Raw genomic sequence first — 19,290 nt, 5'->3', positions numbered from 1 at the left:
CGGATGCCGCGGCCCGCGTCCGCCGCCGGTCGGGCGGGCGCCTACGAGGACGCGCCGCCCGGCTTCTCGCTGAACTGGTGCCCGAGGAAGGCGCCGGTCCACGCCATCAGGTCCCCGGGCACGTAGTAGTCCTTCTCGTCGTTGATCACGTCCCAGTTCTTCACGACGTCCTCGATCGTGGCCGGACCGTCCTCGTGCACGTAGCCGGGCGTGGACCCGATGAAGAAGCGCGCGAAGCGGCTGGCCCCCGCCGCGTAGATCTCGCCGTTGACCGGGCAGGCCTCGTGGGCGAGATAGGCGACGATCGGCGACACCGCCTCCGAGGGCATGCCCGCCTGCTGGGCGGCGGCCTCGGCCGCGGCCTCGTCCTCGATGCCGCCCATACGGGTCAGGGCGGCCGGGGCGACCACGTTCACCTTGATGCCGTGCGGTTCGCCGGCCAGCCGTGCGCTGCGGGCCAGACCGACCACGCCGCCCTTGGCCGCCGCGTACGACAGGTTGTTGTCGAGGCCGAACAGACCGGCCGACGTCGTCAGCACGACGCGGCCGTACCCCTGCTCGACGAAGTGCGGCCAGGCGGCCTTCATGGTGTTGAACGAGCCGAGCAGGTGAACGGCGAGATGGCGTTCGAGGTTGTCGAGGTCGACCTCGGGCAGACCGGCCCACCTGATGATGCCGGCGTTGTTGATGACGATGTCGATACGGCCGAAGGCGTCCAGCGCGGAGTCGATGATCGCCTTGCCGCCCGCCTCGGTGGAGACGTCGTTGGTGTCCGCGACGGCCTGGCCGCCCGCCGCGACGATCGCGTCGGCCACCTGCTGCGCCGGACCGGCGTCGGCCCCCTCGCCCGCCATCGATCCACCGAGGTCGTTGACGACGACCTTCGCTCCGCGTTCGGCCAGCAGACGGGCATGGGCACGCCCGATACCCCGCCCCGCGCCGGTGACGACGGCCACTCTTTCTTCGAAGCTGAACTCACTCATGGGTGACTCCTGTCGTACTGCGCTGTCCCACCGTGCCTGTCGTCCGGGTCTCCCGGATCTTCCGGGTCTCCCGGGTCTCCCGGGCCGCCACGGCCGGCTACTCCGCTATGCGGATGGCGAGTGCGGGGCACACCGCGGCCGCGTTACGGACGTCGTCCGCCAGCTCCGCCGACGGGTTCTCGTTCAGCAGGACGACGATGCCGTCCTCTTCACGCTGGTCGAAGACGTCCGGAGAAGCGTTCACGCACTGTCCGGCGGCGACGCACTTCTCCTCGTCGATGAGGACCTTCATGAAACCTCTCCCATTCGTGTCAGGGGGTGGAGACAGGGGTGTGCAGGGCGTCGACGACCTCCTGGCGGTGCAGGCGCGTCTGCTTGGGCATGTTCCAGCCCAGCACCCCGGTCACCGCGCCCTCGCCGGAGTACCGGAGTACGAACCGGCGGGCCGCCACATCGCCTTCGACGACCTCCACGTCGGCGTCCGCGGGCAGCAGCCCGTGGACCTGGAGCTTCGCCTCGAACTGGTCGGTCCAGAAGTAGGGCACGGGCGCATACGGCCGGTCCTCGCCCAGAACGACGCCGGCGACGGCCGCGGCCTGCTCCGTGGCGTTCGTACGGTTCTCCAGGCGCATCAGGCGGCCATAACCCTCATGGTGGAACCGGGCCACGTCACCGACCGCGTAGATCCCGTCCGCCGCACGGCAGCGGGAGTCGCACACGACGCCGTTGTCCAGGGTCAGACCGCTGTCGGCCAGCCAGTCGGTCGCCGGCGACGCCCCGATGGCGACGACGACCACGTCCGCCGCAAGGGTCTCCCCGGTGCTCAGTTCCACCCCGGTGACCCGCCCGTCCCGGCCGCTCAGCCCCGCGACCCCGGCCCCCAACCGCAGTCGTACGCCGTGCTCCTGATGGAGTTCCGCCAGCAGACCGGCCACCATCGGGCCCACTTGCAGGGCCATCGGCGCGGACAGCGGACCGGTGAGGGTGACCTCCAGCCCCAGCGTGCGCGCGGTGGCCGCGATCTCCGATCCGAGCACGCCCTCGCCGACCACGACCAGCCGCGCGCCGGGGCGCAGCTCCGCCTTCAGGGCGAGTGCGTCGTCGAGCCCGCGCAGCACGTAAACACCCGCCAGGCCGTCCTGACCGGGCAGCGTTCGAGGCCGGACGCCGGTGGCGAGGACGACCGCGTCCGCGGCCAGCTCCCGTCCGGACGCGGTGCGCACGGTCCGGGCCGCCGGGTCCAGCGCGACCGCCTCGTCGCCGAGGACGAAGTCGGCGGCGAGGCCGGAAAGGATCTCCTCCGTGCGCAGCGTCGCCCGCTGCGGTTCCCACGCGCCGGAGAGGACCTGCTTGGACAGGGGCGGCCGGTCGTACGGCGCGTGCGGCTCGTCGCCGATCACGGCGATCTCGCCGGTGTATCCCTTGCGTCGCAGCGACTCCACCGTGGTGAGCCCGGACGCCGACGCGCCCACCACCAGGATCCGTCCGGGCGGGGTCATGTACTCACCCCGGCAGCCTGGACACCGTGCTCGAACCTCATAGCTGACTCCGATGTTGCTTCATACGTTCTCTAAAAATAGACCAAGCGGTCTACATAAGAAAGCGGGAGGGGGATGTCACGCGAGATAGCGTCCGCCGTTGGTGCTGAGGGTCTGTCCCGTGACGTAGCCCGCTTCCTCGGAGGCCAGATAGGCAACCGCGTAGGCGACGTCCTCGGGCCGACCGGCCCGCTTCATCGGCATCGTCTGCGCGACCGCGTCCACGTCGATCGGCCCCTGGCGCACCAGGGGGGTGTCGATGAAGCCCGGGGGCACGTGGTTGACGGTGATGCCCTTGTCCGCGTACTCGATGGCCAGCGCCCGGGTGAGGCCGATGACCCCGCCCTTGGACGCCGCGTAGTGCGCCATGGCCGGGGCACCGGTCTGCGCGGACGAGGACGAGATGTTGATGACGCGCCCCCATCCCGCTTCCAGCATGTCGGGCACCAGCTCCTTGGTGACCAGGAACGGCCCCTTGAGATTGATGCCGATCATGCGGTCCCAGGCGTCCTCAGTGATGTTGACGAACGGCTGGTAGGCCGTGATCCCCGCGTTGTTGACGAGGATCGTGACGGGCCCCAGCTCCGTCCGGGTCCGGCCGGCCGCCGCGGCCACGGCGGCGACCTCGGCCGCATCACCTCCTACGGCTATCGCGGTTCCGCCCGCCTCCTGGATCGCGGTGACGGTTTTCTCGGCCCCGCCGAGATCCAGATCCCACACCGCGACCTTCGCACCCTGCGCCGCCAGCACCGTCGCGACCGCCCGGCCGATACCCCGGGCGCCGCCGGTGACGACGGCGACCTTTCCCTGCAATGACATACCCCTGCTCCTCGCTCGTGTGACACCGCGCGACGGGCCTCCGACAGACCCCGCCGCCCGGCCGGCTGTGCACTCCGTGCATGCGTCCGGCGCCCCATGGAGCACCGCCCCCCTGTCAGTCGGGGAGTACCTCCCGCGCGGCGCTCCGGGCCGCCGTCGCGGCCGGGAAACCCGCGTAACCACTGGCGTGGTAGATGACTTCGGCGATCTCGTCCCGGGTCAGACCGTTGGTGACACCGATCCGGAAGTGGGTCCGCAGTTCGGTCTCCGCGCCGAGCGCGATGAGGATTCCCAGGGTGACCAGGCTGCGGTCACGCGGACTGAGCCCCTCACGGGCCCACAGGGATCCCCACACGCTGGTCAGGCCGATCTCGACCAGTTCCTCGCCGAGGCGCCCGTCCCGCAGGTCGATGTCCCCGTCGGGGAACACCCCGGGCAGCGCGTCTCGCATGGCCTTGAGCCCGGCACCGCGCAGGTCGGTCGGCTCTTCGACATTCTCGGCCGTCATGGGCACTCCTGTTGGCACGACATTGTGTCCTCCCCGCGTCCTGAAAGTTAGTCCAATCGGTCGGTATAATCAACGACCAGGACAGGAATCACCTGTCGCCAGGCCGCGAAGGTGTTCGCGGCGGACATTCAGAGGGTCGACCACCGCCCCGCAGGCATCTCCCCACGGCATGGCCATTGATCGAGCCAGGGCCCTGCTCTACTCTCACCTCAATCTTCGATCGATCGGTCGATATAACAAACTCGGGCTCACGCGGGCGGAGCAGCCCCCTGTGCACTGTGGAGGGCAGATGAGCAAGACGACGAAGACGACGGCCGCGGCACCCGGAGGTCAGGCCGATCCGGCCGACCTGCTGGACGTCGTGGTCATCGGCGCGGGTGTCACCGGCATCTACCAGCTGTACCGGGCTCGCGAGGCGGGCCTCTCGGCGAAGCTGCTGGAGGCCGGCAGCGGCGTCGGCGGTGTGTGGTACTGGAATCGCTATCCCGAGGCACGGTTCGACTCCGAGAGCTACACCTACGGCTACCTCTTCTCCAAGGAGTTGTGGGAGGAGTGGGAGTGGTCGGAGCAGTACGCCGGACAGCCGGAGATCGAGCGGTACTTCAACCACGTGGTCGACCGGTTCGACCTGCGGCGCGACATCGCCGTCAACACCAAGGTGACCTCGGCCGTCTTCGACGAGCCGTCCGGCACCTGGACGGTGACGGCGGAGAACGGCACGACGGTCCGGACGCGGTTCCTCGTCGCGGCCACCGGGAACCTCTCGGTCCCCTTCATCCCCGGCATCGCGGGCCGGGAGGACTTCAAGGGCGAACAGCACCACACCAGCCGCTGGCCCAAGAAGCCGATCGACTTCACCGGCAAGCGGGTGGCGCTCATCGGGACCGGCTCCAGCGGCGTCCAGATCGTGCCGGCCATCGCCGACGAGGTGGCCTCCCTGACCATCTTCCAGATGAAGGCGGACTGGGTCACACCGCTCAACAACAGGCCGATCACGGCCGAGGAGCAGGCCGGGCTCAAGGCGGACTACGAGCGGATCCGGGACACCCTCAACACCTCCCCCAGCGGGTTCCTGCACGCCATGAACCCGGTCATGGGCGCGGACGTCAGCCCCGAGGAGCGCCAGGAGTTCTACGAGAAGGTCTGGAACAGCCCCGGCTTCACGAAGCTGACCGAGCACTACCGCGACATGACGTTCAATCCCACCGTGAACGCCGAGTGGTGCGACTTCATGGCCGGCAAGATCCGCGGCATCGTGAAGGACCCCGCGACAGCGGAGAAGCTGATCCCGACCGACGGCGGCTACGGCGCCCGGCGCCCTCCGTTCGGCACCGGCTACTTCGAGGCGTACAACAAGCCGACCGTCTCGCTCGTCTCCCTTCCCGAGGAGCCCATCGTCCGGTTCACCGAGACGGGCATCGAGACCTCGACGGGCCTGCGTGAGGTCGACATCGTCATCTGGGGCACGGGCTACGACTTCGGTACCGGCGCGCTCAACCGCCTGGGGGTGCGCGGCAGGCAGGGTCTGGCACTGGAGGAGCACTGGGCGAACGGCCCGCGCACCTACCTGGGGATCGCCGCGGCCGGGTTCCCCAACTTCTTCTTCCCCGGCGGCCCGCACGGCGCCCTCGGCAACAACCCGCGCTACGCCGGCGACCAGGTGGAGTTCGCGCACGAGGCCCTGCTGCACGCGTACAAGCAGGGCTACGACGTGATCGAGGTCAAGGCCGCCGCGGAGCAGGAGTGGACCGACCTCATGAACAACAGCGACAACATGTCGATCTTCCAGAAGGCCAGCTACTTCTACGGCGCCAACATCCCCGGCAAGGCGGTCAGCCAGCTGCTGAACCCCACCGGGCGGTGGAAGCTCCAGGAGCTGATCCAGGAGGTCCGGGAGAACGACTTCAACACCTTCGACCTGTCGAAGGCGGGCCTCGCGGCAGACGCGTGACACCTGCTCTCCACCACGATCACGCCGGTGCCCCGGGAAACGGTTCCCGGGGCACCGGCGTGCGCGTGCGTGCGACCGTGCGCGTGCGTATGAGCGTGCGGGTCCGTCGGCCGGATCCCGCCGCTCACGCCACCGTGCGCGCGGCAACGCGAAGGTCCCGCATCAGGCGGCCCGCCCGGCTTCGGAGAAGATGAACGCCCCGTACGCGTCGCCCATGGTCTCGCCGGCCGGCCCTCCCAGCGGCGATCCCGGCAACGGGTGCGGCCGCCACGAGAACGGCGCCCCGGCCATCAGGTCCGTCCACTCCTCCTCGGCCGCGAGCCCCACCTCGACGACATCCCGCCCGTGATCGCGGGCCCGCACGAGGGCACCGGTGATGAAGTCCACCTGATCGCCGGGGTGACGAGGGTTGTCGGGGACGCAGTGCGGGCCGCCGGGGAAGAAGAAGTTCGGGAAACCCGCGGTCATGACACCGAGATAGCTCCGCGGGCCGTCCGCCCAGTAGCCGGCCAGCCTGAGGCCGTCCCGGCCGCGCACCCCGAGCCGCTTCAGCGTGCCGCCGCTGAACGCGTCGTCCCCGGCCACGATGAGGCCCCCCGCGCACACACCGCTGTCGCTGAACGCGGACGAGCGGCTCTCCGGGACGTGCGAGGCGGACAGCTCCTGACGCGCGCCCCGGTGCCCGCGCCCGGCGTCCCGGCCGTTGCGGTGTCCGGCCCCGGCCTGCTGACGGCCGCCCGTACAGGGACGGCCGGGTGCCGGGAGGGCTCCGGTGGCGGCGACCAGGAAGCGTGCCCGGTACTCGACGGCGTCACCGGTCAGCACCGACCAGGTCCCCGTCGGATCGTCGTAGACGGCCGAACCCACCGTGGCGCCCAACCGGATGTGCGGGCGCAGGTCCTGACGGTCGACCAGATGGTTGAGGTAGCCCTCGATGACCGGCTGGCCGGCGCCTTCCTCGGGCCGCTGCCACGCGGCTCCCAGCTCTGCCGAGAAGAGGTGTCCGCGGACACTGCTCTCCGCCTCGAAGCGCGCCTCGAAGGAGTTGTTCCAATACCAGATCCCGCCGACGCCGAGGCCCGCTTCGAGCAGTACCGCGGAAAAGCCCTCGGCTCTGGCACGGTAGAGCTGGTAAAGGCCTGTAGTACCGGCACCCACGATCAACACGTCGGCCTCGGTTCGCCAGTCCACTCAACATCCCTCCTCGTGCTGAGCGGTCGCCCACCGCCAAGCAGGACACAAGAGGTTAGACCGATCGGTCGGTGAATTAAATCCTTGTCACACTATCGGCGCGGACAGAGGTAGGCAACGCCCGGAACACGGGTGACGGGCCCCGTGTCACGCCTTGCCGGGGGAACGCGGAATCGGGACGGGGGCGGCGGTCTCCCGCTTGGCGAGGAAGTCGCTCACCTGGTCCTCGATGTCGTCGAACCGGCGCCCTGGACCGGCGAATCCGGCAAAGAGCGTCGCGCAGTACTCCCGGGACAAGCGCCGGGCGTCCCACTCACGACCCGGCTTGATCCACTGGTAGGTGTGGTTGTGCATGTTCAGGAACTGCAGGGTGGCCAGCCTGGAATCGACCTTGCGGAACGATCCGTCGTCCATCGCGGCGACGAGCAACCGCTCGACGACACTCTCGAATTCGCGGCGCTGGCTCAGCAGGCGGGTGCGGTTGTCCCCGCGCAGGTTCCGGTAGTCGTGTTCGTAGACCCTGACATGGTCCAGCCGGGCCAGGATGTTCTCCAGCAGCGTCTGGGACAGCAGCCGGAGCCGTAGCACCGGATCCTCGTCCAGGGCGGCGATCCGGTGCACGCCGGCGAGCATGGGACGCATCACCCGGTCCTGGATCTCGACGAGCAGATGCTCCTTCGAGCCGATGTAGTAGTAGAGCGCACCCCTGGCCAGCCCCGCGACGTCGCCCACCTCTGCGATACCGGTGGCGGCGTACCCCTTCTCGGCGAACAGCGCGGCCGCCTTGTCGATGATCTCCTGACGCTTGGTCTCGTAGCCTGCTCCGTGCCCTGGTGGTCTTGCCATGATTCAGCATTCTAGGGACCGCGAACAGAAAACCGAGGGACGGGTCAGGTGAGAAAGGGCTTTGGATCACTCGGTCCATTGCGGTTCAGACCGCGGCGATCCGGCGCAGGGTCTCGGCGATCGTGTCCGGTGAGGGCAGCCACGCACGCTCCAGGGAGGGCGCGTACGGCGCGGGCACCGGGGGCGGCGCCACGCGTGTGACCGGTGCGTCCAGATGCCAGAAGCCCTCGTCGACGGCGAGCGCGGCCAGTTCGGCGCCGACCCCGAAGTCCCGCACCGCCTCGTGGGCGATCACCAGACGGTTCGTCTTGGCGAGGGAGGTGAGAACGGTCTGACGGTCGAGCGGGGCCACCGTGCGCAGGTCGACGACCTCGACGCTGACGCCCTCGCCGCTGAGCACCTCGGCGGCGGCGAGACAGTCCTGAACCATCCGGGACCAGGAGACGAGCGTGATGTCGGTGCCCTCGCGTACCACCTTTGCCCGGCCCAGCGGGATCAGGTGATCGGCCGGAGGCCGTGGTCCCTTGAGGCCGTACTGGAGCCGGTTCTCGACGAAGACGACCGGGTTGGGGTCCTGGATCGCGGCCCTCAACATCCCGTAGGTGTCGGCGGGGTTGGAAGGCATCACCACGGTCAGTCCGGGGATGTGCGCGAGCAGCGCCTCCAGGCTCTGCGAGTGCTGGCTGCCCGAGGAGCGGCCGGCGCCGAACTGGGTGCGGACGACGAGCGGCATGGAAGCACGGCCGCCGGTCATGAAGCGCAGCTTCGCCGCCTGGTTGAGCAGCATGTCGAGGCAGACGCCGATGAAGTCCATGTACATGATCTCCACGACCGGCTTCATCCCGGCCATGGCCGCACCCACCGCCGTACCGAGGATCGCGCTCTCGCTGATCGGGGTGTCGCGCACCCTGCCGGGGAACGCCTGCGCCAGACCCCGGGTGAGCCCGAAGACGTTGCCGCCGGCGCCGACGTCGATCCCGGCCACGAACACCGCGGGATCCGCGGCGAGTTCGTGCTCCAGGGCGAGCCGTACGGCGTCCATCGAACGGAAGATCTCGGCCTCGGTCAGGAGCGGGGCCGGCTCGGGTACGGCGGTACGCGGGGCGGAGACGAAGTCGTGGAGGGTCTCCGGGGCGGGCTCGGGCAGGCTCCTCGCCCATTCCACCGCCGCGTCGATCTCCTTGTCGATCTCCTCGTCCACCGCGTCGGCCTGGGACGCGTCCACCCCGGCTGCCGCCAGATGCCGGCGGGCCACGAGCAGGGGGTCGCGCTCCCTGGCCTCGGCGACCTCCTCCGGGCTGCGGTAGCGCTGCGGGTCGCCCTCGTAGTGGCCGTGCCAGCGGTAGGTCTCCGCCTCCACCAGGACCGGGCCGCCGCCGTGCCTGATCCGCTCCACCACGTCGGTCATGATCCCGGCCACCGCCAGGACGTCGTTGCCGTCGACGTGGGCGTAGCCGATCCCGTATCCGGCGGCGCGGGCCGAGAGTGGCGCCCGGTGCTGCTCGGCGGCGGGCGAGAACTCCGAGTAGTGGTTGTTCTCGCACAGGAAGACGACCGGCAGGTCCCAGACGGCGGCGAGGTTGACCGCCTCGTGGAACATGCCCTGCGCGACCGCGCCGTCCCCGAAGAACGCCACCACCACGTCCCCCGCGTCGCGCAGCTTGGCGGCGGTGGCCACTCCGGTGGCGATGGGCAGGCCGGCGCCGACGATGCCGTTGGCGCCGTAGATGCCGAGGCCCGGGTCGGCGATGTGCATGGAGCCGCCGCGGCCGTGGCAGGTGCCCGCCTCCTTGCCCATCAGTTCGGCCATCATCGACGCCGTGTCCAGCCCCTTGGCCAGCACGTGTCCGTGGCCCCGGTGGGTGGAGGTGATGCCGTCGGTGTCGCGAAGGGGCCAGCAGGCACCGACCGCGCTGGCTTCCTGTCCGATCGACAGATGCAGGAAGCCCGGGATCTCGGTGGCCTTGTACAGGTCCGACGCCCGCTGCTCGAACCGGCGGATGCGGCTCATCCGCCGGTACATCTCAAGGAGTTGTTCCGCGTGGGTGGATCTCACTCCGGTCATCTGCGGTGCCAGGGTCATGGTGCGTCCTCACTACTCCTGCGTCCCCTTGTGGAGCTGGTGTCCGGCCCCGCGCCACGGGGCCGGAGCCACCCGGATCTCACGCCCGCTCGACCAGTGCCCTGGCGATGACGTTGCGCTGGATCTCGTTGGTGCCCTCGCCGATCTCGAGGATCTTGGCGTCCGCGTAGAAGCGGGAGATCTCCGACTCCCGCATGTATCCGTAGCCGCCGTGGATCTGTACCGCCTGGGAGGCAGCGCGGTTGGCGACCTCGGAGGCGTACAGCTTCGCCATCGCCGCCTCCGTGGCGTGCGGACGCCCCTGATCGGCGAGCCACGCGGCGCGGTAGACCATGCAGCGGGCGGCCTCGAACTCCGTGCCCAGATCCGCGATCTTGTGGGCCACCGCCTGGAAGGCGGCCAGCGGACGGCCGAACTGCTCGCGCTCCCTGGCGTGCTGGACCGCGAGGGCGAGCGCCGCCTTCGCCAGCGACATGCCCAGTGCCGCCACGCTGATGCGGCCCTTGTCCAGGACGGACAGGAACTGGCGCAGTCCCCCGCCTTCCTCGCCGATGAGATGGTCCTCGGGGATGAAGCAGTCGGTGAAGACGAGTTCCCGGGTGTCCATGGCGTGCCAGCCGAGCTTCTTCAGCTTGCGGCCGACGGTGTAACCGGGCGTGTCCGTCGGCACGTAGAACGTCGCGAACCGCTTGCGCCCCCCGTCGTCGCGTCCGGTCACCGCGAGCAGGGTCACGCCCTGGCTGATGTCGGTGCCGGCGTTGGTGATGAACATCTTGGTGCCGTTGATCACCCAGCCCCCGTCCGCGCGCCGGGCGGTGGTGGCGATGCCGGCCGCGTCGGAGCCTGCCCCGGGCTCGGTCAGGCCGAACGCCCCGATGGCCTCGCCGCGGGCCAGCGGAGCCAGCCAGCGGTGCTTCTGCTCCTGAGTGCCGTAGGCGAGCAGCGGCAGGGTGGCGATCGTTGAGTGCGCGTTCCAGGAGGAGGCGACGGACTGGTCGGCTGCGCCCAGTTCCTCCATCACCGCCACGTAGGACACCAGGTCCGATCCGGCGCCGTCGTACTCCTCGGGCACCAGCATGCCCATCAGGCCGAGTTCGCCCAGTTTGGTGAAGATGTGGGTCGGGAACTCCTCGTTCTCGGACCACTGGGCGGCGTGCGGCGTGATCTCGCGGGCCGCGAACTCGCGGACCATCTCCTGCAGCGCGCGCGTCTCTTCCGGCAGGTCGAAATCCATGTCACAGCCCCTTGGGAGTCAGCAGAACCTTGAGATGCCGGGCCCGGTCCGCGGTCAGGTCACCGAAGACCCCGATGCCCTGGGCCAGCGAGAACCGACCGGTGAGCAGGGGTGAGGCGTCCAGGCGCCCGGTGCTCATCAGGTCGATGACGCGGGGGATGTCGAAGGTGTAGCCGAGGGTTCCCAGCACGGCCCGCTCGTAGAAGACCAACTGGCCCATGTCCACCTCGATGTTGCCGTGGCCCACCCCCGCGAGGACGACCCGGCCGCCGCGCCGGACGGTGGCGACCGCCTGTCCCGCGAGCGCCGCCACACCCGTGGCGTCGATCACCACGTCCGGGCCGATACGGCCGGTGCGCAGGAACACCTCGCGGCGTACGTCCGTCTCGCCCGGGTCGAACGCCTCGGTGACACCGATCTCCAGGAGCCTTTCCCTGCGCTCCTTGAGCGGCTCGCTCACATACAGCCCGGCCGCTCCCGCGAGACGGGCGGCGAGCACGACCGCGAAGCCGATCGGCCCGCCGCCGACCACCAGCACGTTGTCGCCCGGTCGCACTCCGGCCCGGGTCACCGCGTGCAGTCCGACCGCCAGTGGTTCGGCGAGCGCGGCCATCTCGTCGGTGACGTTGTCGGGCAGCCGGACCAGCCCGGCCAGGGGCACGGTGACGCGCTCGGCGAACGCGCCGGCGGAGGCGAGTCCGACGGAGCCGCTCCTGGGACAGATGTGGTACTCGCCGCGCAGGCACCAGTAGCACACGCCGCATCGCCAGACGGGATCGGCGGTCACCCGGTCACCGACCTCGATGCCGGGCACCTCGGAGCCCAGCGCGAGGACGGTTCCGCTGAACTCGTGCCCCAGCGCCAGGGGCGGCTCCGCTCCGGTGAGGGGGTGCGGGCCCGTGCGGATCATGTGCGGGCCTTCGAGGAACTCATGCAGATCGGTGCCGCACACACCGCACCAGGAGACCTCCACGACCGCCTCGTGCGGTCTCGGTTGCGGTGGGTCGGGTACCTCGTCCAGCCGCAGGTCCCGTGCACCGTGCCAGCGCAGTGCCTTCACGCCCTACGTCCCTCCGTGTCGTCGTGGTCCGTCTCGCCGCGGTCCGGCCCGGGACCTCCGAACGTCGCCTTTCCCGGGCCGTGTTCGAGGAAGGAGCGCAGTCCGGTGGCCGCGTCGGCGGTGCCGAAGACCCCCGTGAACAGGGACCGTTCCAGGGCGAGTCCGGTGGACACGCCGGCGTCGGCGCCGTGGTCCACCGCCTCCTTGATCGCCTCCAGCGCCGCGGCGGGCCCCTCGGCGAGCCTCTTGGCGTAGTCGAGGGCGGCGGCGAGCACCTCGTCGGCCGGGACCACCTCGTCCACCAGGCCGATCCGCAGCGCCTCCTCGGCGCCCACCCGGCGGCCGGTCATCAGCAGGTTCTTCGCCCGTGCCGGGCCGAGCAGGCGCGCCAGTCGCTGGGTGCCGCCGGAGCCCGGCATGATGCCCAGCTGCACCTCGGGCTGACCGAGCAGGGCGTCCCGGGCCGCCACCCGGTAGTCGGCGCACAGCGCCAGTTCGAGGCCGCCGCCGAGCGCGTAGCCGGTGATCCCCGCGACGACCGGCATCGGCAGCCGGGCGACCTCGTCGAAGGTCCGTTGCAGGGCCCGGTTCCAGCTCCGGATCTCCTCGGGCCCCATCGCCGCCAGCGCCTGGATGTCGGCACCGGCCGCGAACAGCCGCTCACCGCCGTAGAGCACCACGGCCCGCACGTCGCGGGAGTCGGCCAGCTCGCGCGCCGCGGCGGCCAGCTCGCGCCGCTGCTCGGAGTCGAAGGCGTTCATCGGTGGGTTTGTCAGCCGGAGGACCACGACCGGCCCGTCGGCCTCCCATCGAATACGTGGCACAGAGACCCTCCTCCTCGGCGGGAAATCGCTCCGCACGGCGGTTGTCGGTGGCTGCGGAGCGCCGTAAAGTGCGGCTACGGTTTTATAGACCAATGAGTACACGAAAACTTTGTAGTGGGCAACCGACCGGTCGGGACAATGCCGGTCGCCGAACGAGAGAGTCGCCGTGCACAATTTCGCGAGCATCCTCGACTACCACGTGATCCAACGGCCGGACGCCGTGACCGTCGTCCAGGACGAACGGCACCTGACCGTGCGCGAGCTGCATGAACGGGTCAATCAGCTGGCCGCCGGCCTGTCCGAACTCGGCGTGGGCCGGGGCGACATCGTGGGGCTGCTGCTCTACAACCGGCCGGAGTTCCTGGAGCTGGTCTATGCCGTCAACCGGATCGGGGCGGTTTTCCTGCCGCTGAACTACCGGCTGTCCGAAGACGAATGGCAGTACATCCTCGACCACGCCCGTGCCAAGGTGATCGTGACCGAGCCGGAGTTCGTCCCCGCCGTGGCTCGGATCGACGCCGGACTGAGCCACCTGGAGCACCGGATCCAGCTCGACGCCGATCCCGACACCCAGCCGCCTTGGACGGGTTACGAGGAGCTGCTGGCCCGCCACAAGGGCGCCCGGGTGGAGCCGGTGGACGTGGTCCCGGGCGACCTGCAGCGTCTGATGTACACCTCCGGCACCACCTCACGGCCCAAAGGCGTGTGCATCACCTACGGGAACGTGCAGGCCAAGAACCTCGCCCACATCGTGCACTTCGGGCTGACCGCGGCGGACACCACGCTGGTCTGCGGCCCGCTGTACCACGTCGGTGGGCTGGACATGCCCGCCCTCGGAGTGCTGTACGCGGGCGGCTCGGTCGTCCTGCAACGCAAGTTCGACCCGGAGGGCGTGCTGCGCGCGATCCAGGATCACAAGGTCACCAACGTGTGGCTGGCGCCGGCCATGGTCAACGCCGTCCTGGAGGTCCCGGACCGCGAGGCGTACGACACCGCGTCCGTGCGTTTCGTCCTGGGCGGCGGCGAGAAGACCCCCGAGCCGGTGCTGCGCCGGATCATGACCGCCTTCCCCCACGCCTGGTTCGCCGACGCCTACGGCCTGACCGAGACCGTCTCCGGTGACACCTTCCTCGACCGTGAGCACTCCCTGACGAAGCTCGGATCCGTCGGCCGCCCCGTGCCCCACACCCGGATCCGCATCGTCGGCGACTCCGGCGAGGAAGCTCCCACGGGCGAGCTCGGCGAGATCACCCTGCGGGGCCCCAAGGTCTTCGCCGGCTACTGGCGCGACGAGCGGGCCACCGCCGCCGCGCTGAGGGACGGCTGGTTCCACACCGGTGACATCGGGCACGTCGACGAGGACGGCTTCCTCTATATAGACGACCGGAAGAAGGACATGATCGTCTCCGGCGGGGAGAACATCGCCACGCCCGAGGTCGAGCGGGTCCTGTACGAGCACCCCGCCGTCCTGGAAGCCGCCGTGGTCGGCCTGACGCACCCCCGCTGGGGTGAAGTCCCGCGCGCCTTCGTCGTCTTCCGGCCGGGCAGCACGGCCAGGTCGGAGGAGCTGAGCGAGTTCTGCCGGGCACGCCTGGCCAAGTTCAAGGTGCCCGCCCGCTTCGACGTCGTCGACGCGCTCCCCCGTACCCCCTCCGGCAAAGTCCTCAAGCGGACCCTGCGCGACATCCCCACGGAGGAGCAGGCATGACCGACGACGTGAACACCCGACTGCGCCTGGACGGCAAGACGGTTTGGGTCACCGGTGCCGGAAAGGGCCTCGGCCGTGCCATGGCGGTGGCTCTCCACCAGGCGGGGGCCACCCTGGCCGTGACGGCACGCACCGCATCCGATCTGGAGCGGCTCTCCGGCGAACTGTCGGCCCACGGCGGCAAGGTACTGGCCGTGCCCGCCTCCGTCGCCGACTCGACCGCCGTACGGACGGCCGTCGGCCGCGTCACCGAGTGGGCGGGCCGCCTCGACGTCGTGGTCAACTGCGCAGGTATCAGTCCGCACTTCACCCGCAGCGAGTACGTCACCGACGAGGACTGGCAGCAGGTCCTCGACGTGAACCTGGCGGGCACCTTCTACTGCTGCCGCGAAGCCGGGAAGGTGATGCTGGAGCAGGGCTCCGGGTCGATCGTCAACGTCTCGTCGGTGCACGCCGGCACCGGTTTCGAGCGGATCGCCGCGTACGCCGCGAGCAAGGGCGGCGTCGAGGCGCTCACCAAGGCGCTCGCCGTCGAATGGGCCGAACACGGGGTGCGTGTCAACACCCTCGCGCCCGGCTACTTCCGCACCGATCTCAGCTCCGGCCTGCTCGACAGCCGCTGGGGCGAACGGATCGTCCGCGGTACTCCCCTGGGCCGGGTCGGCGAAGCCGACGAGCTGGGCGGCGCCGCGGTCTTCCTCGCCTCGGACGCGTCCCGCTTCATGACCGGCACCACGGTCACGGTCGACGGCGGCTGGACGGCCTGGTAGCGGGCGCGGCACAGCGCCGCGCACGGCTGACCGACTGCTTTTCCTGACCGAACCATTGATTGTACCGACCGTTGGGTCTATTTTACGGGCACGGCTCGGCACCCCGCGCCGCAGATCCCGCACCACCACCCTGCGCCGCCGCCCTTCCGGGCCCACCGCATCGACCGACACGGTCGGTCAGGGCGGCGACGAGAGCCGAGCCGCTCCCCGCCTCCGGGCCGCGGCCACTCGGAACGACACCGTCCACAGGGACCGATCCCGCTCCCGGCGCCCCCCACGCCGCCCGGAACAAAGCCGCTCCCTGGACCTCCGCTCACCCACGGAAGGCCCTTCCATGTCCCAGACACAGATCACACCACCCGAGACGCCGGAGAGATCCCGCTCGACCCCGCGCAACGTGGTCATCGTCGTCGCCCTGATGTGGGCCGTGCAGCTGGTGTCCCTCGTCGCCGCGCTGTCGGGCGTCACCCAGGCCGCGGTCGCGATCCACTTCCAGACCACCCAGATCGCCTGGTTCACCCTGCTGACCCTGCTGAGCGGGACCTTCTTCCTGCCCTTCGTGGTCAAGGGAGCGGCCCTGTTCGGCAAGAAGCGTGCCCTGATCGTCGCCACCGCGCTGGGCCTCGTCGGAGACCTCGTCGCGGCCGTCGCCACCGACTACCGCACGCTGCTGATCGGGCGCGGCATCGCGGGCATCTACGTGGCGGCCACTCCGATCTGCTATGCCATCACCCGTGACATCTTCCCCCGCCGCTGGGTCGGGCTGGCCAACGGGATCATGGCCGGCGGTGTGGGTCTCGTCGCCTTCGGCGGCCCCTTCCTGTCCGGCTGGCTGCTCGACCACCACGGTTTCCGCGGCGTTCTGTGGTTCATGGCGATCAGCACGGCCGTGAGCCTGCTGCTGGTGACGTTCCTCGTCCCGGAGAGCCCCGTCCGCGAGCGCGGCGGCCGGATGGACTGGGCCGGCGGAATCCTCCTCGGCGGCGGCGTCACCCTCCTCGTCTACGCCGTCGGCGAGGGGGCGGACTGGGGCTGGGGCAGCGGCAAGTTCATCGGATTCGTCGTGGGTGCGGTGGTCGCGCTGATCGCCTTCCTGCTCGTCGAACGCCGGGTCGCCGAGCCGCTGTTCCCGCTGGCCATGACGCGGCGCCGCACCGTGTGGACGGCGCTGCTCGCCACCTCCGTGGCGGCCGGTTCGCTCAGTGCCGTCGGTGTGGTGATCCAGCTGCTGGTGCTGATGCCGAAGATCCCGCACGTCTCCGACGGCCTGGGCTGGTCCGGAACGCACAACGCCATCGTCACCAGCCCGATCAGCGTCATGATCATCGTGGGTGCCGTGGGGACGGGCATGGTCGCCCGTCGCCGGGACAGCCGGCTCCTGCTGGCCGTCGGGGCCGCGCTGGCCGTCCTCGGCTACGGCATCGGCACGCAGTACCACCACACCGCCGCCCAGATCATCTCCTGGGGCGTGGTCGCGGGACTCGGCACCGGCATCGTCGTCGCCGTCGTCCCCATCATGATCATCGAAGTGGTCAGCCCGGAGGAGCAGGCTCTGGCCAACGGCGCGCAGAACCTCGCTCAGGGAGTGGCGCAGATCATCGTCTCCCAGGTGGCCTACGTGGTGATGGCACAGCACGGAATGGTCCTGAAGGGTACTCAGTTCTACCTCGACAAGGGGTTCACCAACGGGATGTGGCTGGTCGTCGGCTGCTGTGCCCTCGGTGGACTGTGCGTCGCCCTGGTGCCGAAGGCCGAGCGTCTCCAGGACGCGGAGGTCGGCCAGGCCGCCTGATCCCGTCCCCCGGTGTGATCACCGGGGTGTTCGTCCCAGGACCATGAGGTCGGCACGAGCGGAGGACCTCGACCGTACCGTGACCTGAACAGGGCCGCCGCACTGCTACCCGCGGTGCGGCGGCCCGAACCCATGTGGCGCAGGTACGTCTTGACGGAGCCCCGGCTACCAGGTGACCGGCAGCTCCTTGATGCCGAAGGCGAGCGAGTCGGCCGGCCGGAAGGCGAGTTCCTCCCGGTCGACCGCGAGACGCAGGGTCGGGACGCGGCGGTAGAGGGTGCCGTAGACGACCTGGAGCTCGATCCGGGCGAGCTGCTGGCCGAGGCACTGGTGGATGCCCCAGCCGAAGGCGTGGTGGTGGCTCGCCTTGCGGTCGAGGTCCAGCTTCTCCGGCTCGGGGAACGCCGTCGGGTCCCAGTTCCCGGCGGGCAGCGGGACGACGATGCCGTCGCCGGCCTCGATGCGCACGCCCTCGAACTCGAAGTCCACCTTGGCGATCCGCCGTTGTCCGAACTGGGCGACGGTCAGATAGCGCAGGATCTCCTCGACCGCGCCCGCGACGGCCTTCGTGTCGTCGATCTCCCGCAAGCGGGCCAGCTGCCCGGAGTTTTCGAGCAGCAGGGCGGTGCCCAGCGTGATCATGTTGGCGCTGGTCTCGTGCCCGGCGATCAGCAGGATCATCGAGAGCAGGGTCGCCTCGGGAAGGGTGAGGTCGCCGTCCTTGATCCGCGCGGCGAAGTCCGAGAGCACGTCGTCGCCGGGGTTCTCCATCTTCGTCTGAAGCAGCGCCGCCAGGTATCCGCCGAGCGCCTCGTTGGCCCGCCGGTCGTCCTCGGCGGTCTTGTCGCTGCGGGTGGCGAAGGAGGCGTGCTCCTGGAAGAAGTCGTGGTCCTCGTACGGCACTCCGAGCAGCGCGCAGATCATCAGCGAGGGCAGCGGCAGCGACAGCGCGGTCACCAGGTCCACCGGCTTGGGACCGGCCAGCATCTTGTCGATCAGCTCGTCGGTGAACCGCTGGATCTCCGGCCGCAGTGCCTCCATCCGCGGTCGGGTGAACGGCCGGGTCATCATGCGGCGGATGCGGCTGTGGTCCTCGCCGTCCGCGTTGAAGATGGTCAGCGGATGGTGGTGGACGTTCTCGGCCATCGCCCGGTTGGGCAGCGGGAATCCGGGCTGTTTGTCGTCCGAGCTCACCCGTGGGTCGGAGAGTATCGCGCGCTGGGCGGCGTGCCCCGTGACCAGCCAGGGGGTGCTGCCGTCCCAGATCCGGCCGCGGGTCACGGGAGCCTTCTCGTTCAGAGCGCGCAGTCCGGGCGGCGGGGCGAACGGGCACTTGGCGTCCCGGTCGTCCTGGTAGTCGTAGATCCGTTCGTCGAGGGCGGGTTTGGTGTCGGCCTCGGCCATGGTCTTTCCTCCAGGTGGGAGTGGGGGGATGGGGGAAAATCGGGGGCGGGACGGCGGCTGTTCCGCCACGCGGACGGACGGCCAGGTCAGTCCTCCAGCGCCTCGCGAGCGGCGGTACGGGCGGCCACCGCACGCGGGAAGCCGGTGTAGCCGCTGGAGTGGTAGACGACCTCCGCGATCTCGTCCCGTGTCAGTCCGTTGGTCAGCGCGACACGGACGTAGGTCTTCAGCTCGCTCTCCGCCCCCAGGGCGATGAGGATGCCCAGGGTGACCAGGCTCCGATCGCGCGGGGCCAGTCCCTCGCGAGCCCACAACGACCCCCGGACACTGGTGAGGCCCTTGTCGGTCATGACTCGCTCCCGTTGCGCGGCTTCGCATCCTCGAGCGAAAAATAGAATAGCCGGTCGATACAATAAACACCTCGTGGATGGCACAACGGACGGATCCTCGCGGGCCGGACCGGTCCCACTCGGCCGCTGTCGATCGTTCCCGTCTCTCCCGGTCAGTGGGACGACCCCGGGCGGTGGGCACACCGAAGCGCCTACCGTCGCGCACATGGAGGAACCGGGGCCCTGGCCG

Annotated in this window: 17 protein-coding genes; 4 read left to right on the top strand and 13 right to left on the bottom strand. The window is 70.0% G+C overall.

Translation table 11 applies throughout. The features are described 5' to 3' along the window. Positions 1 to 41 precede the first annotated feature (41 nt). The 5 genes from ABT137_RS02955 to ABT137_RS02935 form a co-directional block, all read right to left on the bottom strand. The gene (locus ABT137_RS02955) at positions 42 to 983 is read right to left on the bottom strand and encodes an SDR family NAD(P)-dependent oxidoreductase (protein ID WP_351701438.1); all 942 of its coding nucleotides are present in this window, start codon (positions 981 to 983) and stop codon (positions 42 to 44) included. A gap of 97 nt (positions 984 to 1,080) precedes the next feature. After that, entirely contained in the window at positions 1,081 to 1,275 is a 195-nt protein-coding gene (locus tag ABT137_RS02950) for a ferredoxin (RefSeq protein ID WP_089103724.1), read from the bottom strand. 19 nt (positions 1,276 to 1,294) lie between these two features. Continuing rightward, positions 1,295 to 2,482 carry an NAD(P)/FAD-dependent oxidoreductase gene (locus tag ABT137_RS02945; protein WP_351701435.1) on the bottom strand — a complete coding sequence of 396 codons (1,188 nt, stop codon included), beginning with the start codon at positions 2,480 to 2,482 and terminating at the stop codon, positions 1,295 to 1,297. A gap of 117 nt (positions 2,483 to 2,599) precedes the next feature. Continuing rightward, positions 2,600 to 3,340, bottom strand: coding sequence for an SDR family NAD(P)-dependent oxidoreductase (locus ABT137_RS02940; protein ID WP_351701432.1), 741 nt, complete (start codon positions 3,338 to 3,340; stop codon positions 2,600 to 2,602). A 115-nt stretch (positions 3,341 to 3,455) separates the two neighbouring features. Further along, a complete protein-coding gene (locus ABT137_RS02935) occupies positions 3,456 to 3,848 on the bottom strand; it encodes a carboxymuconolactone decarboxylase family protein (protein WP_351701429.1) in 393 nt (130 codons plus the stop codon). Between the two features lie 289 nt (positions 3,849 to 4,137). Between ABT137_RS02935 and ABT137_RS02930 the strand changes: the two genes are divergently transcribed. Beyond that, entirely contained in the window at positions 4,138 to 5,799 is a 1,662-nt protein-coding gene (locus ABT137_RS02930) for a flavin-containing monooxygenase (protein ID WP_351701427.1), read from the top strand. Between the two features lie 162 nt (positions 5,800 to 5,961). On the opposite strand, the gene ABT137_RS02925 is transcribed toward ABT137_RS02930, so the two are convergent. The 6 genes from ABT137_RS02925 to ABT137_RS02900 form a co-directional block, all read right to left on the bottom strand. Next, positions 5,962 to 6,990 (bottom strand): NAD(P)/FAD-dependent oxidoreductase, encoded by a 1,029-nt coding sequence (locus ABT137_RS02925; protein WP_351701424.1) that lies wholly within the window; start codon positions 6,988 to 6,990, stop codon positions 5,962 to 5,964. 147 nt (positions 6,991 to 7,137) lie between these two features. Next, a complete protein-coding gene (locus tag ABT137_RS02920) occupies positions 7,138 to 7,836 on the bottom strand; it encodes a TetR/AcrR family transcriptional regulator (RefSeq protein WP_351701421.1) in 699 nt (232 codons plus the stop codon). Between the two features lie 85 nt (positions 7,837 to 7,921). Next, entirely contained in the window at positions 7,922 to 9,919 is a 1,998-nt protein-coding gene (locus ABT137_RS02915) for an alpha-ketoacid dehydrogenase subunit alpha/beta (RefSeq protein ID WP_351701418.1), read from the bottom strand. A 79-nt stretch (positions 9,920 to 9,998) separates the two neighbouring features. Continuing rightward, positions 9,999 to 11,153, bottom strand: a complete 1,155-nt coding sequence (locus ABT137_RS02910; protein WP_351701415.1) for an acyl-CoA dehydrogenase family protein — start codon at positions 11,151 to 11,153, stop codon at positions 9,999 to 10,001. A gap of 1 nt (position 11,154) precedes the next feature. Further along, the gene (locus tag ABT137_RS02905; protein WP_351701412.1) at positions 11,155 to 12,213 is read right to left on the bottom strand and encodes an alcohol dehydrogenase catalytic domain-containing protein; all 1,059 of its coding nucleotides are present in this window, start codon (positions 12,211 to 12,213) and stop codon (positions 11,155 to 11,157) included. Next, positions 12,210 to 13,037, bottom strand: a complete 828-nt coding sequence (locus tag ABT137_RS02900; protein ID WP_351701409.1) for an enoyl-CoA hydratase/isomerase family protein — start codon at positions 13,035 to 13,037, stop codon at positions 12,210 to 12,212. The genes ABT137_RS02905 and ABT137_RS02900 overlap by 4 nt, the downstream gene beginning before the upstream one ends. Before the next feature lie 166 nt (positions 13,038 to 13,203). Here ABT137_RS02900 and ABT137_RS02895 point away from each other — a divergent pair, with 166 nt between their 5' ends. The 3 genes from ABT137_RS02895 to ABT137_RS02885 all read left to right on the top strand — a co-directional run bounded on the left by ABT137_RS02895 (position 13,204) and on the right by ABT137_RS02885 (position 17,307). After that, positions 13,204 to 14,745, top strand: coding sequence for an acyl-CoA synthetase (locus ABT137_RS02895; RefSeq protein ID WP_351701406.1), 1,542 nt, complete (start codon positions 13,204 to 13,206; stop codon positions 14,743 to 14,745). Next, positions 14,742 to 15,515, top strand: coding sequence for an SDR family NAD(P)-dependent oxidoreductase (locus tag ABT137_RS02890; RefSeq protein ID WP_351701403.1), 774 nt, complete (start codon positions 14,742 to 14,744; stop codon positions 15,513 to 15,515). Before ABT137_RS02895 ends, ABT137_RS02890 begins: the two co-directional genes overlap by 4 nt. 334 nt (positions 15,516 to 15,849) lie before the next feature. Next, the gene (locus ABT137_RS02885) at positions 15,850 to 17,307 is read left to right on the top strand and encodes an MFS transporter (protein WP_351701400.1); all 1,458 of its coding nucleotides are present in this window, start codon (positions 15,850 to 15,852) and stop codon (positions 17,305 to 17,307) included. Positions 17,308 to 17,472: 165 nt separating this feature from the next. Here the strand turns inward: ABT137_RS02885 and ABT137_RS02880 are convergent, their stop codons facing one another. Together ABT137_RS02880 and ABT137_RS02875 are read right to left on the bottom strand one after the other, a co-directional pair. Next, on the bottom strand, positions 17,473 to 18,711 hold the full coding sequence (locus ABT137_RS02880; protein WP_351701397.1) for a cytochrome P450: 1,239 nt from the start codon (positions 18,709 to 18,711) through the stop codon (positions 17,473 to 17,475). Positions 18,712 to 18,797: 86 nt separating this feature from the next. Next, entirely contained in the window at positions 18,798 to 19,061 is a 264-nt protein-coding gene (locus tag ABT137_RS02875; protein ID WP_351701394.1) for a carboxymuconolactone decarboxylase family protein, read from the bottom strand. Positions 19,062 to 19,290: the final 229 nt, after the last annotated feature.

The sequence above is a fragment of the Streptomyces sp. NPDC001980 genome, from assembly GCF_040296885.1.
In the GTDB taxonomy this organism is placed as follows: Bacteria; Actinomycetota; Actinomycetes; order Streptomycetales; family Streptomycetaceae; genus Streptomyces.
The sequence above is the reverse complement of the archived record's forward strand: the minus strand, read 5'-3'. Positions and strand labels throughout refer to the sequence as shown.

Bases quoted from the DNA above. Each gene is read 5' to 3' on its own strand.
- ABT137_RS02955 (WP_351701438.1), bottom strand. From the start codon at position 983: ATGAGTGAGTTCAGCTTCGAAGAAAGAGTGGCCGTCGTCACCGGCGCG.
- ABT137_RS02890 (WP_351701403.1), top strand. From the start codon at position 14,742: ATGACCGACGACGTGAACACCCGACTGCGCCTGGACGGCAAGACGGTT.
- ABT137_RS02910 (WP_351701415.1), bottom strand. From the start codon at position 11,153: ATGGATTTCGACCTGCCGGAAGAGACGCGCGCGCTGCAGGAGATGGTC.
- ABT137_RS02930 (WP_351701427.1), top strand. From the start codon at position 4,138: ATGAGCAAGACGACGAAGACGACGGCCGCGGCACCCGGAGGTCAGGCC.
- ABT137_RS02920 (WP_351701421.1), bottom strand. From the start codon at position 7,836: ATGGCAAGACCACCAGGGCACGGAGCAGGCTACGAGACCAAGCGTCAG.
- ABT137_RS02950 (WP_089103724.1), bottom strand. From the start codon at position 1,275: ATGAAGGTCCTCATCGACGAGGAGAAGTGCGTCGCCGCCGGACAGTGC.
- ABT137_RS02935 (WP_351701429.1), bottom strand. From the start codon at position 3,848: ATGACGGCCGAGAATGTCGAAGAGCCGACCGACCTGCGCGGTGCCGGG.
- ABT137_RS02940 (WP_351701432.1), bottom strand. From the start codon at position 3,340: ATGTCATTGCAGGGAAAGGTCGCCGTCGTCACCGGCGGCGCCCGGGGT.
- ABT137_RS02885 (WP_351701400.1), top strand. From the start codon at position 15,850: ATGTCCCAGACACAGATCACACCACCCGAGACGCCGGAGAGATCCCGC.
- ABT137_RS02875 (WP_351701394.1), bottom strand. From the start codon at position 19,061: ATGACCGACAAGGGCCTCACCAGTGTCCGGGGGTCGTTGTGGGCTCGC.
- ABT137_RS02915 (WP_351701418.1), bottom strand. From the start codon at position 9,919: ATGACCCTGGCACCGCAGATGACCGGAGTGAGATCCACCCACGCGGAA.
- ABT137_RS02880 (WP_351701397.1), bottom strand. From the start codon at position 18,711: ATGGCCGAGGCCGACACCAAACCCGCCCTCGACGAACGGATCTACGAC.
- ABT137_RS02945 (WP_351701435.1), bottom strand. From the start codon at position 2,482: ATGACCCCGCCCGGACGGATCCTGGTGGTGGGCGCGTCGGCGTCCGGG.